General features: G+C 40.5%; 11 protein-coding genes. 7 read left to right on the top strand and 4 right to left on the bottom strand.

Going from position 1 to position 14666, the window contains the following annotated elements; translation table 11 throughout:
* The first annotated feature begins 10 nt into the window (after positions 1 to 10).
* Positions 11 to 1267, top strand: a complete 1257-nt coding sequence (tyrS, locus tag ACORHT_RS09365) for a tyrosine--tRNA ligase (protein ID WP_042749860.1) — start codon at positions 11 to 13, stop codon at positions 1265 to 1267.
* Between the two features lie 76 nt (positions 1268 to 1343).
* Here the strand turns inward: tyrS and ACORHT_RS09370 are convergent, their stop codons facing one another.
* Together ACORHT_RS09370 and ACORHT_RS09375 are read right to left on the bottom strand one after the other, a co-directional pair.
* Positions 1344 to 3407, bottom strand: a complete 2064-nt coding sequence (locus ACORHT_RS09370; RefSeq protein WP_434350131.1) for a heavy metal translocating P-type ATPase — start codon at positions 3405 to 3407, stop codon at positions 1344 to 1346.
* 1 nt (position 3408) lies between these two features.
* On the bottom strand, positions 3409 to 3687 hold the full coding sequence (locus ACORHT_RS09375) for a DUF6110 family protein (RefSeq protein ID WP_000910904.1): 279 nt from the start codon (positions 3685 to 3687) through the stop codon (positions 3409 to 3411).
* 151 nt (positions 3688 to 3838) lie between these two features.
* Between ACORHT_RS09375 and ACORHT_RS09380 the strand changes: the two genes are divergently transcribed.
* Complete coding sequence (locus tag ACORHT_RS09380; protein ID WP_434350132.1) at positions 3839 to 4687, top strand: putative RNA methyltransferase; 849 nt, start codon at positions 3839 to 3841, stop codon at positions 4685 to 4687.
* A gap of 53 nt (positions 4688 to 4740) precedes the next feature.
* Here ACORHT_RS09380 and glgP read toward each other — a convergent pair whose 3' ends face one another.
* Together glgP and malQ are read right to left on the bottom strand one after the other, a co-directional pair.
* A complete protein-coding gene (glgP, locus tag ACORHT_RS09385) occupies positions 4741 to 6999 on the bottom strand; it encodes a glycogen/starch/alpha-glucan family phosphorylase (protein ID WP_434350133.1) in 2259 nt (752 codons plus the stop codon).
* A gap of 23 nt (positions 7000 to 7022) precedes the next feature.
* Positions 7023 to 8540, bottom strand: coding sequence for a 4-alpha-glucanotransferase (malQ, locus tag ACORHT_RS09390; protein ID WP_006155161.1), 1518 nt, complete (start codon positions 8538 to 8540; stop codon positions 7023 to 7025).
* A 417-nt stretch (positions 8541 to 8957) separates the two neighbouring features.
* Between malQ and ACORHT_RS09395 the strand changes: the two genes are divergently transcribed.
* The 5 genes from ACORHT_RS09395 to ACORHT_RS09415 all read left to right on the top strand — a co-directional run bounded on the left by ACORHT_RS09395 (position 8958) and on the right by ACORHT_RS09415 (position 14616).
* On the top strand, positions 8958 to 10226 hold the full coding sequence (locus tag ACORHT_RS09395) for an extracellular solute-binding protein (protein WP_434350134.1): 1269 nt from the start codon (positions 8958 to 8960) through the stop codon (positions 10224 to 10226).
* A gap of 138 nt (positions 10227 to 10364) precedes the next feature.
* Positions 10365 to 11654 (top strand): carbohydrate ABC transporter permease, encoded by a 1290-nt coding sequence (locus tag ACORHT_RS09400; protein ID WP_284346640.1) that lies wholly within the window; start codon positions 10365 to 10367, stop codon positions 11652 to 11654.
* 1 nt (position 11655) lies between these two features.
* Complete coding sequence (locus ACORHT_RS09405; RefSeq protein ID WP_061863692.1) at positions 11656 to 12498, top strand: sugar ABC transporter permease; 843 nt, start codon at positions 11656 to 11658, stop codon at positions 12496 to 12498.
* A 321-nt stretch (positions 12499 to 12819) separates the two neighbouring features.
* Positions 12820 to 13620 (top strand): DUF1189 domain-containing protein, encoded by an 801-nt coding sequence (locus ACORHT_RS09410; RefSeq protein WP_434350135.1) that lies wholly within the window; start codon positions 12820 to 12822, stop codon positions 13618 to 13620.
* 9 nt (positions 13621 to 13629) lie between these two features.
* Positions 13630 to 14616, top strand: a complete 987-nt coding sequence (locus ACORHT_RS09415) for a LacI family DNA-binding transcriptional regulator (RefSeq protein WP_434350136.1) — start codon at positions 13630 to 13632, stop codon at positions 14614 to 14616.
* The last annotated feature ends 50 nt before the right edge of the window (positions 14617 to 14666 follow it).

Here is a 14666-nt window from a genome sequence, read left to right on the forward strand (position 1 = left end):
GAAAAGACACATGCACATTTTTGATGAGCTAAAAGAGCGTGGTTTGATTTTTCAAACGACTGATGAAGAAGCTTTGCGTAAAGCCCTAGAAGAAGGTCAAGTTTCTTATTATACTGGCTACGATCCAACTGCTGACAGCCTTCACCTAGGCCACCTTGTCGCAATCTTGACAAGTCGTCGCTTGCAACTAGCAGGTCACAAACCTTATGCGCTCGTTGGCGGTGCTACAGGTCTCATCGGAGATCCGTCCTTCAAAGATGCTGAACGTAGTCTCCAAACAAAAGACACAGTAGATGGCTGGGTCAAGTCTATCCAAGGACAACTTTCTCGTTTTCTTGATTTTGAAAATGGCGAAAACAAGGCTGTCATGGTCAACAACTACGACTGGTTTGGCAGTATCAGCTTCATTGACTTCCTCCGCGATATCGGAAAATACTTCACTGTCAACTACATGATGAGCAAGGAGTCTGTTAAAAAACGGATTGAAACAGGGATTTCTTACACTGAGTTTGCCTACCAAATCATGCAAGGTTACGACTTCTTCGTCTTGAACCAAGACCACAACGTAACGCTTCAAATCGGTGGTTCTGACCAGTGGGGAAATATGACTGCTGGTACCGAATTGCTTCGTCGTAAAGCCGACAAGACCGGTCACGTTATCACTGTTCCACTGATTACAGACGCAACCGGTAAGAAATTTGGTAAATCTGAAGGGAATGCTGTTTGGCTCAACCCTGAAAAGACTTCTCCATACGAAATGTACCAATTCTGGATGAACGTCATGGATGCTGACGCTGTTCGCTTCTTGAAGATTTTTACCTTCTTGTCACTGGATGAGATTGAAGACATCCGCAAACAATTTGAAGTAGCTCCACACGAACGCTTGGCTCAAAAAGTCCTTGCTCGTGAAGTTGTAACACTTGTACATGGAGAAGAAGCCTACAAAGAAGCTCTTAACATCACCGAGCAACTCTTTGCTGGAAACATCAAAAACCTTTCTGTCAAAGAACTCAAACAAGGACTTCGTGGCGTACCAAACTACCAAGTACAAGCAGATGAAAATCACAATATCGTAGAACTTCTCGTATCTTCTGGTGTGGTTAACTCAAAACGCCAAGCTCGTGAAGATGTTCAAAACGGAGCCATCTACGTCAACGGCGACCGCATCCAAGACCTTGACTATGTCTTGAGTGACGCAGATAAGTTAGAGAACGAACTCACTGTTATCCGTCGCGGTAAGAAAAAATACTTTGTATTGACTTACTAAATTGTTAAACATTTACCTATAAACAAAGGAGTTACCCTCGAGAAAGGTAACTCCTTTTTGTTGTTGATAACCACATCTATCTAGCCTTAATAGACAGGCTACGCAAGACTATGCGTAAGGTTGTTAGATTATGTAAGATAGAAAGATTTGAAGGGCTGAGCCAGTTAAACAAGCCAAAGCCAATCAAACTACTATTTACGACAACGGTATCTTGAATATTCTTCTTGATGAGTGTTTGCAAAGATGATGATAGCGAATCCAACTCTTGGAAGAAATCCAAGCGATTATCTAACAATAAGATATCACTCATCTGCTTAGAAATATCTGCACTCTCATTCATCACCACACCGATATCTGATAGGGTTAGAGCCGCTGAGTCATTCAATCCATCTCCAACCATCAAAATAGTGTGACCTGCTTTCTGCAGTTCCTCTACTAACTCAAATTTCCCATCAGGTTTTAAGTCTGTATAGACCTGATCAAAGGGCAAATCTTTGACTAATTCCTCTGTTCTAACCAAGGTGTCCCCTGTTGCCAGAATCAATTTTTTCCTTTGTGCCTTAAGTTTCTCCAAGGCTGCTTTTGCTTCTTTTCTCAAAGGAGTATGAATACAGAACATTCCAATCAATTCATTCTGGTAGGCTAAGAATAAGAGATTGTAGTGACTCTTGTACTCTTCAATTAAAGCATTTTGTTCTGAACTGATATGAATCTGTTCATCCTGCATCAAGACATAATTCCCAATAAGAACTGGTTGGCCATCTATATGAGATTTGATCCCCTTACTTGCGATATATTGGAGTTTCCCATGCATTTCCTCATGTTCAATTCCCTCTATCTCGGCTTGCTTGACGATGGCATTAGCAATAGGATGATAAATGTGTTCCTCAAGACAGGCACTGATTCTGAGAATATCTTCCTCACTATTGTCTCCAAAAGGTAACACCTTTTCAACTATCGGATAGCTAGTTGTGATCGTTCCCGTCTTATCAAACAAGAAAGTATCAACTTCCAGGTATTTCTCCAGAACATCTCCATCCTTAATCACCATTTCACGGTTCAACCCCTCCTTGATAGCTGTCAAATAAGCTACAGGAGTAGAGATTTTCAAAGCGCAGGAGAAATCGACCAATAGGAAAGAAATAGCCTTAGAAAAAGAACCTGTCAATAGGTAAGTCAGCCCAGCCCCCAAGAAATTATATTTGACGACCTTGTCCGCCATCTTGATGAAATAGCGTTGTTTCGTTTTCTTGTTTTCTTCAGATTTTTTCATCAACTCAATCAGTTGTAAAATCCGGCTGTTCATCTGATTATCGGTTACACGAATGCGTAACTCTCCAGTTTCTAATACTGTATTTGCACAAACCAAATCAGACTCTCTTTTTTCAACTGGAAAACTCTCTCCCGTCAAGGAACTTTCGTTGACCATACCTAAACCTGAAACTACTTGTCCATCAAATAGAATTTCATTTCCTTGAGATAAGACCAAGACATCTCCTATTTGAACATCGGAACTCTTGATACTAACAACCGTATCGCCCTGTACTAAGAATACATCGCTCTCTTTTGCAAGAAGACTCTGTTCTAAATCTGTTGCAGTTTTTTTCAAGGACCACTGATCTAAATGATTCCCCAAATCAAGCATAAACATGATGTTGCTGGCTGTCTTGGATTGGTTCATAAACAAGGACAATAAAATAGCCGAACAGTCCAAGACCTCCATCGTTAGTTCCTTACGCGCTAGTGTTTGATAGGCTTCTCTGATATAACCCAAAGCCTGATAACAAGTCCATATATAGCGAATAGGATACGGCACAAAACTACGAAAAAGTACACGCTTAATCGCTGCACCTGAAACAATAGAATAAGCACTCTCTTCTCTACGAATGGGAAGAGTCATCAACTCAGAAACTTTCCCTTTATCAATTCTTTTTAAAAAGGCTTCTGCATTATCTAATACAGAAAAGCCTTCTTTTATACGTAGAGTAAAGTGCTGTTGATCCATGTAAAACTGGATAGACTCAATCCCCTTTTCATCTCTCGCCAAGGAACGAAGATAGTCTTGAATATCCAAGGTGAGTGAAAAAGAAGATGATAGTCGGATATGTTGGTATCCTTTATGTAGCACTTTAAAAGACATATTATTCACCTATAAGGCTATCTAATTGCTCTTCTTTTTTCTCTTGCTCGTACAAATATTTGGCATCTTGCAAGACATCATCTCCATGTTGCTTCACAACAGAAACAGATGCATCTAGCCCGTCTTTCAACTTGTAAGCCTTAGCCAAAGCTTTAGAATAACCTTTTTTAGCTTCCTTACTTGCCAAGATTTTCAAACCAAGGGTACCAAATGCGACACCACCCAAAAAGAGTGATGATTTTTTCGCAACTTTTGCGACGCTTAATACTTCTTTTAACATACTTATTTCCTCCTCATCATTATTATATAGCAATTTAGATATAAAAGCAATTTCATTCTATAAATTGGAGAATTAGTTTTATTTCTACTGAATCTCCCATCTACTTATTCCTAAAGTTGCTTTCATTTGCCTCTTTTGATACACTTAAACTATGAATACAAACCTCAAACCCAAACTCCAGCGCTTTGCTTCTGCGACTGCCTTTGCCTGCCCTATCTGCCAAGAAAATCTGACCTTGGTAGAGTCTAGTCTTAAATGTGATAATCGCCATTCTTTTGACCTAGCAAAATTCGGCTATGTCAATCTAGCCCCTCAAATCAAGCAATCCGCCAACTACGACAAGGAAAACTTTCAAAACCGCCAGCAAATCCTAGAAGCTGGATTTTATCAGGCTATTTTAGAAGGTATCTCCGACTTACTAGCCACTAAACCATCCGCAAAAACAGTCTTGGATATCGGCTGTGGCGAAGGTTTCTACTCTCGCAAACTCCAAGAAAGTCACTCTGATAAAACCTTTTATGCCTTTGATATTTCAAAAGATTCGGTCCAAATCGCTGCTAAAAGTGAAACCAACTGGGCAGTCAACTGGTTCGTTGGCGACCTGGCTCGTCTTCCTATAAAAGACGCTAGCATGGATATCCTGCTTGATATCTTTTCGCCTGCCAACTATGGTGAATTTCGCCGCGTTTTATCTCAAAACGGTATCTTAATTAAGGTCGTTCCTACCGAAAATCACCTTAAAGAAATCCGCCAAATGGTACAGGAGCAGCTAACAAAGAAGGACTATTCCAACCAAGATATCAAGGAACATTTCCGGGAACATTTCCGCATCCAATCTAGTCAGATAGCTTCCCTGACCAAGACCATCACCGCAGAGCAACGCCAAGCCCTGCTTAGCATGACCCCCCTACTCTTTCACGTCGATCAAAGCAAGATTGACTGGAGCCAGTTAACTGAGATTACCATCGAAGCAGAGATTCTGGTTGGGAAAGCACTGTAAATTAGTTTAAATATCAAAAAACGCATCTATTAAAGATGCGTTTTTGTTTAATCTTAGTTCAAGTGCCAGATATCTTCGTTATACTGAGCGATTGTACGGTCAGATGAGAAGAATCCTGCTTTAGCAATGTTAACGATAACTTTATCCAACCATGCGTCACGGTCTTCGTAGTCAGCAAGCATTTGCTCTTTCACTTTGATGTAGTCTTCCAAGTCAAGGAGAGTCATGAACCAGTCTTTGTTGATCAATTCATTGTAAAGACGTTCCAAGCGTTCTTTCTTACCTACTGCAAGAACAGCGTCGCTCACGATGAAGTCAACCAATGGTTTGATAGCTTCACGAGCGTAAAATTCGCTTGATTTGTATGCTGATTTAGCGTAAAGGTCGATAACAGTTTCTGAATCTTCACCGAAGATGTAGATGTTTTCGTCTCCAACCAACTCAGCGATTTCCACGTTAGCACCGTCCATAGTACCAAGAGTCAAAGCTCCGTTCAACATGAATTTCATGTTACCAGTACCTGAAGCTTCTTTAGAAGCAAGTGAGATTTGTTCTGAGATATCACATGCTGGGATGAGGAAGCTTGCTGCAGTAACGTTGTAGTTTTCAACCATTACAACTTGCAAGTGTGGTGCTACTGCTGGGTCGTTAGCAATCACTTCTGACAAGCAAAGAATCAAGTGGATGATGTCTTGGGCGATTGTGTAGGCAGGAGCTGCTTTACCACCAAAGAATACTGTGATTGGACGAGCAGGGATATTACCAGCCTTGATGTCCAAGTATTTGTGGATCACATACAATGCATTCATTTGTTGGCGTTTGTACTCGTGAAGACGTTTGATTTGGATGTCAAAGATAGAGTTAGTATTGATTTCCACACCTTGGTGTTCTTTCAAGTGGCGAGCCAATTTACGTTTGTTGTGAGCTTTGATGCTTTCCAATTTTTCTTTGACAGCAGCCTTGTCTTCGTAAGAAAGAAGGTCTTCCAATTTAGAAGCTTCATGGTGCCATTCGCGGCCAAGGATCTCATCCAAGTAGTGAGACAAGCTTGGGTTAGCATGCATGAGCCAACGACGGAAAGTGATACCGTTTGTTTTGTTGTTGAATTTTTCTGGGTAAAGATCGTAGAAAGCTTTCAACTCAGAGTTCTTCAAAATTTCTGTGTGAAGAGCTGCAACCCCGTTTACGCTGTATCCATAGTGGATATCCATGTGGGCCATATGTACACGATCGTTTTCATCAATGATTTGAACAGCTGGATCTTTGTATTCAGCACGAACACGACGATCCAATTCTTTGATGATTGGTACCAAGTGAGGAACCACTTCTTCTAAGAATTCAAGAGGCCATTTTTCAAGGGCTTCAGCAAGAATTGTGTGGTTTGTGTAGGCAGTCATGCTACGAACGATAGAGATTGCTTCATCAAGTTCGATACCACGTTCAGTCAACAGACGGATCAATTCAGGGATCACCATTGATGGGTGAGTATCGTTGATTTGTACAACTGCGTAGTCAGCAAGGTCATGCAAGTTGCTTCCTTTTTCGATTGCTTCATCGATGATCAATTGCGCACCGTTTGAAACCATGAAGTATTGTTGGAAGATACGGAGCAATTCACCTTGTTTGTCGCTATCGTCTGGGTAAAGGAAAAGAGTCAAGTTGCGAGCGATGTCTGTCTTGTCAAAGTTAATGCCATCTTCAATGATAGATGAATCAACTGAATCCAAGTCAAACAAACGCAAACGGTTTTTCGTAGCTGTTTTGTAACCAGGTACATCGATATCGTAAAGAGTAGATGTCAATGTAAAGTGTGCAAATGGCACTTGGTAGCTACGGCTTGAGCGAACCAACCAGTTTTGGTCAGTCAACCAAGCGTTAGGAATTGTTTCTTGTTGGTTGTTTTTAAGCACTTGTTGGAAAAGACCGTAGTGGTAGTTCAAACCAACACCGTCACCGTTCAAACCAAGTGTAGCAATTGAGTCGATAAAGCAGGCTGCCAAACGTCCCAAACCACCATTACCAAGTGATGGTTCCAATTCTACTTCTTCGATTTCGATCAACTCTTTACCTGCGTCAGCAAGTTCTTTTTTAACTTCGTCATAAAGACCAAGGTTAATCAAGTTGTTAGACAAGAGTTTACCAATCAAGAACTCAGCTGAGATATAGTAAACTTTTTTCTTCCCAGTGTTGACTGGTTTTTGGCTGCTTGCAAGTTTGCTGTAGTTAAGAAGAGCAAGGTAAAGCTCTTCGTTGCTACATTCTGCGATAGATTTATTGTAACGCTTTTGTACAAATTCTTTTAATGGTAACATTTTTTGTATCTCCTGATAATGTCTTATTTCTTTAATTCTACCAAATTTTCATTGATTCGGCGATAAATTGTAGTCAAGTCAAGCAAAGTTTCTTCGACAGCAGGAGTCAATTGATCCTCTGTCATACGCCATGACCAGTTTCCACCAAGAGTAGATGGGAAGTTCATACGAGCTGAACCATCCAACTCTAGCAAATCTTGCATAGTAGCGATAGTCATAAAGCTTACTGATGAGAAGGCTGTACGAAGCATAGCATGTACTACTGTTTCATATTCCTTGCGGTTTGTATAACGTGCCATGTACTCACGAGTTGGATCGTCGATTTCATTGCGATACCAACCAAGAACAGTGTTGTTATCGTGTGTTCCTGTGTACATAACTGAGTTGGCTGGTGCCAAGTGTGGGCTGTCGATACTTTCGTGTTCTGGGTTGAAGGCAAATTGAAGGACTTTCATTCCTGGGAATCCAGTGCGTTCACGTAGTTCAATAACTTCGTCAGTCATGAATCCAAGGTCTTCTGCGATGATGTTCAAGTCACCAAGTTCCTCTTTAACCGCTGCAAAGAGTTTGTAGTCAGGTCCTTTCACCCATTTACCAGGTGCTGCTGTTTCAGAACCAGCAGGAATTTCCCAGTAAGACTCAAATCCACGGAAGTGGTCGATACGAACGATGTCGTAAATTTTGAAGCTTTCACGCAAGCGTTCAATCCACCATTTGTAGCCGTCTTTGTCCATTGCTTCCCAGTCATAGATTGGGTTACCCCAAAGCTGACCAGTAGCAGAAAATTCATCTGGTGGGCATCCTGCGATGCAAGTCGCCTTACCGTTGACATCTGTCTTGAAGAGATGTGGATTTGCCCACATATCGCTTGAATCTTCCGCTACATAGATAGGCATATCTCCGACAATTTCGATGTGGTTGTCATTAGCATATGCTTTCAATTTCAACCATTGTTGGAAGAAAAGGTATTGGGTTACGCGGTGGTAAACAAGCTTGTCAGCTAATTTCTCACGGTAGCTTTCAAGAGTTGAAGCTTTACGAGCACGAGCATCTGCATCTGGCCATTCTGTCCAAGCAAGATTATCAAAATGCTCCTTGATTGCCATATACTCTGCAAATAGTTCAAGCCATGATTGATTTTCTTGAGCAAATTTTTCGAAGTCTTTGACATCTCCGACTTCAAGGAAACGTTTGACAGCTTTCTCTAGAAGTGGACGACGTGCATAGTAGATTTTAGCGTAGTCAACTTCAGTTGGGTTGCTACCAAAGTCCACACCTTCAAGATCACTTGCTTCCAACAAACCTTGCTCCACCAAAATATCAAGGTCGATAAAATGAGTGTTTCCAGCAAAGGCTGAGAATGATTGGTATGGAGAATCACCGTAACTAGTTGTTCCTAAAGGGAGGATTTGCCAGTAACGTTGCTTCGTGCGAACCAAGAAGTCAACGAAATCATAGGCGCTTTGACCAAATGATCCGATTCCGTATGCTCCTGGAAGTGATGAGATGTGCATCAACACACCGCTTTGACGTTTTTTCATATTAGCACCTCAAGTGTTTATATTGTTAATTATTTCAATTTTTGCGCAAACGTTTGCGCTAACTAAAGTATAACCCATTTTAAAAAGAAATGCAAGCGTTTGTAAAAAACTTTTTATTGTTTAATCTTTTTTGACAAACTTTCAAGTTACTATATTCTTATTTTTAACACCCTTTTAATCATCATCCTAATCATGCAAGCGTTTTCCTTCAATTGTTTTTGAATCAAAATTTACATGATTACATATTTTTCTTCTATTATATAAACAATTTTAGGAATTAGCCAGTCACAAGCTTTTTAAATTTTTTTCAAAAAAATACTTGCAACCGTTTTCTGTTTGTGCTATACTAAGGTCATAAGGGAAAACGTTTGCGTTCCCTAGACTATAAAATTTGTTATTCTTTAGGAGGAATACACTATGTCATCTAAATTCATGAAGAGCGTTGCTGTGCTTGGAACTGCTACACTTGCTAGCTTGCTTTTGGTAGCTTGCGGAAGCAAAACTGCTGATAAGCCTGCTGATTCTGGTTCATCAGAAGCGAAAGAAATCACTTTCTACGTTGAAGATCAATACAAAGCCTTTGCTGAATCAGCTGCAAAAGCTTACGAAAAAGAAGCTGGTGTAAAAGTTAACATCAAAACAGGAGACCAAATGGGTGGGCTTGACAACCTTTCACTTGATAACCAATCTGGTAAAGCCCCTGATGTTATGATGGCACCATACGACCGTGTAGGTAGCCTTGGTACTGACGGACAACTTTCAGAAGTAACTTTGAGCGACGGTGCTAAAACAGACGATACTACTAAATCTCTTGTAACTGTTGGTGGAAAAGTTTACGGTGCTCCAGCCGTTATCGAATCACTTGTTATGTACTATAACAAAGATTTGATTAAAGAAGCTCCAAAAACATTTGCTGACTTAGAAAATCTTGCTAAAGATAGCAAATACGCTTTCGCTGGTGAAGAAGGTAAAACAACTGCTTTCCTAGCTGACTGGACTAACTTCTACTACGCATACGGACTTCTTGCTGGTAACGGTGCTTACGTATTCGGTGACAACGGTAAAAATCCTAAAGATATCGGTCTTGCTAACGATGGTGCTATCGCAGGTATTGAATACGCTAAAACTTGGTACGATAAATGGCCTAAAGGTATGCAAGACACTGAAGGTGCTGGAAACTTGATCCAAACTCAATTCCAAGAAGGTAAAACAGCTGCGATCATCGACGGTCCTTGGAAAGCTCAAGCATTCAAAGATGCTAAAGTAAACTACGGTGTTGCAACTATCCCAACTCTTCCAAACGGTAAAAACTACGCAGCCTTTGGTGGTGGTAAAGCTTGGATCATCCCATCAAGCACTAAGAACCTTGAAGGCGCTCAAAAATTCGTAGACTTCCTTGTTTCAACTGACCAACAAAAAGCATTCTACGATGCAACTAACGAAATCCCAGCTAACACTGAAGCTCGTACTTACGCTGTAGGTAAAAAAGATGAGTTGACTACAGCTGTTATCGAGCAGTTCAAGAACGCACAACCAATGCCAAACATCTCTCAAATGTCAACAGTTTGGGACCCAGCTAAAACAATGCTCTTTGATGCTGTAAGCGGTAAGAAAGATGCTAAAACAGCTGCTAATGATGCTGTAACATTGATCAAAGAAACAATCCAACAAAAATTTGGTAACTAAAAATTTGGTAACTAATTGATTGATTCAAGGGAGATAATTTAAACATCTCCCTTGATTTTTAGATATATTGACAATGTTTTCAGCAATTTTGCTGATTAGCATCGAGCTCAATGCTCGTATCTTATGAAAGGAGCGCTCATGGAACAACAACCAAAAAAAGCAGCCTTGCTTTCATTGATTCCTGGGTTGGGACAAATCTACAACAAACAAAAAGCTAAAGGTTTTATCTTCCTTGCTGTAACAGTGGCTTTTGTCCTCTATTTTATAGTACTTGCAGCACCTGAATTGAGCAATTTGATCACACTCGGTGAAAAACCTGGCCGTGACAACTCTCTCTTCATGTTGATTCGTGGTGCATTTCACTCTATCTTTGTAATTGTTTATCTAGCCTTTTATATTCTCAATATTAAAGACGCTCACACGATTGCAAAACGTATCAATAATGGCATCCCTGTCCCATTGACACTTAAGGATATGATTAAAGGTATCTATGAAAATGGATTCCCTTACTTGCTTATCATTCCATCTTACGTTGCCATGACATTTGCCATCATCTTCCCGGTTATTGTAACCTTGATGATTGCCTTTACTAACTACGATTTCCAACATTTACCACCAAACAAACTCTTGGATTGGGTTGGATTGACTAACTTTACAAATATCTGGAGCTTGAGTACCTTCCGTTCAGCCTTCGGTTCTGTTCTTTCTTGGACTATTATCTGGGCTTTATCTGCATCTACTTTGCAAATCGTACTCGGTATCTTTACAGCTATTATTGCTAACCAACCATTCATCAAGGGTAAACGTATCTTTGGTGTTATCTTCCTTCTACCTTGGGCGGTTCCAGCCTTCATCACTATCTTGACATTCTCAAACATGTTCAACGATAGTGTTGGTGCTATCAATACTCAAGTTATCCCTCTCTTTGCTAAGGTTCTTCCTTTCTTAGATGGCGCTCTTATCCCTTGGAAGACAAACCCAACTTGGACTAAAATTGCCTTGATTATGATGCAAGGATGGCTTGGTTTCCCTTATATCTACGTCTTGACTCTCGGTATCCTACAGTCTATTCCAAATGACTTGTATGAAGCAGCTTATATCGACGGTGCAAACGCTTGGCAAAAATTCCGTAACATCACTTTCCCAATGATTTTGGCTGTTGCGGCGCCTACTTTGATTAGCCAATACACCTTCAACTTCAACAACTTCTCTATCATGTACCTCTTCAATGGTGGTGGTCCTGGTAGTGTCGGTGGTGGAGCTGGTTCAACCGATATCTTGATCTCATGGATCTACCGTTTGACAACTGGTACAGCTCCTCAATACTCTATGGCAGCTGCCGTTACCTTGATTATTTCAATCATTGTCATCTCTATTTCTATGATTGCATTCAAGAAACTACACGCATTTGATATGGAGGACGTCTAAGATGAATAACTCAATCAAACTAAAACGTAGACTGACTCAAACCCTCACTTACCTCTACTTGATCGGACTTTCAATCGTCATTATCTATCCTCTTTTAATCACGATTATGTCTGCCTTCAAGGCTGGTAACGTTGTAGCCTTTAAACTCGACAGCAATGTCAACTTTAGTCTTGATAACTTCAAAGGGCTCTTTACAGAAACCTTGTACGGTACATGGTACCTTAATACTTTGATCATCGCTTTGATCACCATGGTTGTTCAGACAAGTATCATTGTACTTGCTGGTTACGCCTACAGCCGTTACAACTTCTTGGCTCGTAAACAAAGTTTGGTCTTCTTCTTGATTATCCAAATGGTTCCAACAATGGCTGCTTTGACTGCCTTCTTCGTTATGGCACTTATGTTGAACGCCCTTAACCACAGCTGGTTCCTCATCTTCCTCTACGTTGGTGGAGGTATCCCAATGAATGCTTGGCTCATGAAAGGCTACTTCGATACAGTGCCAATGTCTCTAGACGAATCTGCAAAACTAGACGGTGCAGGACACTTCCGCCGCTTCTGGCAAATTGTTCTTCCACTGGTTCGCCCAATGGTTGCCGTACAAGCTCTCTGGGCCTTCATGGGACCTTTCGGGGACTACATCCTCTCTAGTTTCTTGCTTCGTGAGAAAGAATACTTTACCGTTGCCGTAGGTCTCCAAACCTTCGTTAGCAATGTGAAAAACATGAAGATCGCCTACTTCTCAGCAGGTGCTATCCTCATCGCCCTTCCAATCTGTATTCTCTTCTTCTTCCTACAAAAGAACTTTGTTTCAGGACTTACAAGTGGTGGCGACAAGGGATAATATATCCCCGCCACCCTTTTTTCATTTTGGAACTTGTCCTTACTTAGATAATCTGGTGAGAAATATAATCTTACTGAGGTAATGCTCCTTGTTTGTGGACAATTTATACTCTTCGAAAATCTCTTCAAACCACGTCAGCTTTATCTGCAATCTCAAAGCTGTGCTTTAAGCAACCTGCGGGCTTCCTAGTTTGCTCTTTAATTTTCATTGAGTATTAAATCAAAAGCCTACTTTCAACCAGCATTGTACCTGCCCCACTTGAAATTAAACACATTTCTCTATATAATACTCGTATAGAAAAATGCCTATAGAAAGAGATTTATGTTACCATATCCATTTTCTTATTTTAATAGTATCTGGGGATTTCGTAAGCCCCTATCTCAACGTTTTGGTCTTAACTGGTTCCAACTGATTTTTACCAGTATTTTCTTGATTAGCTTGTCTATGGTGCCTATTGCCATTCAAAATAGTTCTCAGGAAACCTATCCTTTGGAGACCTTTATCGAGGACGTTTACTCACCTTTAACGGATAGTGTGATTCAGGATTTAGCTAGCAATGCTCAGATTATAGATGGAAAGTTACATTACTCTGGTACTAGTCCTAGCCAAGCTTCTGTGCAGATTGGTGGTCCTGCTAACTCAACCTTCCCTGAAGAATTGCTTCTTCACTTTGGGGATGAGCAACTCCTTATCAGTAAGCAGGGAAAAGAATTAACCAGCATCCGCTACCATGCTATCACTACAGATAGTTTCCAAAGCAAGGAAAGTTTGACTCAAGCCATTTCCAAAGACTGGTATCAACAGAATCGTGTTTATATTAGCCTCTTTCTCGTAATAGGTTCTGGTTTCCTATTTGGACTCAATTTTTTCATTGTCGCTTTAGGTGCCAGCCTCCTGCTCTACTTTACGAAAAAATCACGTCTCTTTTCATTTGAGACCTATAAAGAGTGCTATCATTTCATCTTGAACTGTTTAGGATTACCAACCTTGATTGCCATGATTTTAGGTCTCTTCGGCCAAAATATGGCGACTTTGATTACTGTTCAAAACATTTTCTTTGTTCTGTATCTGGTCACTATCTTTTACAAAACACATTTCCGTGATCCAGACTACCATAAGTAGGAGATTATTATGCCCGTGACAATTAAAGACGTGGCCAAGGCTGCAGGTGTCTCACCTTCAACCGTAACACGTGTGATTCAAAACAAATCAACCATTAGTGATGAAACTAAAAAACGAGTTCGAAAGGCTATGAAGGAACTCAACTACCATCCTAACCTCAATGCTCGAAGCCTAGTAAGTAGCTATACACAGGTTATCGGATTGGTTCTTCCTGATGACTCAGACGTTTTCTACCAAAACCCCTTCTTTCCTTCTGTCCTTAGAGGTATTGCACAAGTTGCTTCAGAAAATCATTATGCCATTCAGATTGCGACCGGTAAGGATGAAAAAGAGCGTTTAAAGGCCATTTCACAAATGGTCTACGGAAAACGTGTGGATGGTCTTATTTTCTTGTATGCCCAAGAAAACGACCCCTTGGTTAAACTAGTTTCAGAAGAACAATTCCCCTTCCTCATCCTTGGGAAATCACTGTCACCTTTTATTCCACTTGTTGATAATGATAATATTCAAGCTGGATTTGATGCGACAGAATACTTTATTAAAAAAGGATGTAGCCGAATTGCCTTCATCGGTGGAGCCAAGAAACTTTTCGTAACTCAGGACCGTTTAAGAGGCTACGAACAAGCCCTTCAAGAAAATCAGTTGCCTCTCGATACTCATCGTACCTTCTTTGCAGATGAGTTTCTAGAAGAAAAGGGCTATAACTTTAGTAAACAACTCTTTAAATATGACCCTCAGACCGATGCTATTATCACAACGGATAGTCTCTTAGCTGAAGGTGTATGTAACTACCTCAACGAACACCAACTTGATGTTCCAGTCCTTAGCTTTGATTCAGTAAATCCAAGGTTGAATCTAGCAGCCTATGTCAATATTAATAGTCTTGCTCTTGGCAGAACTTCATTTGAAACCATCCTGCAAATCATCAACGATACCAAAGAAAATCGACAAATTTGCTATCGTCAATTGATCGCACACGAAATCGTTGAAAAATAAAAAACCAACTCTCTTTTTCGAGTTGGTTTTTTTGTATTCTATTTTTATAA

It is taken from the genome of Streptococcus sp. KHUD_014 (assembly GCF_051106275.1).
Taxonomy (GTDB): Bacteria; Bacillota; Bacilli; order Lactobacillales; family Streptococcaceae; genus Streptococcus.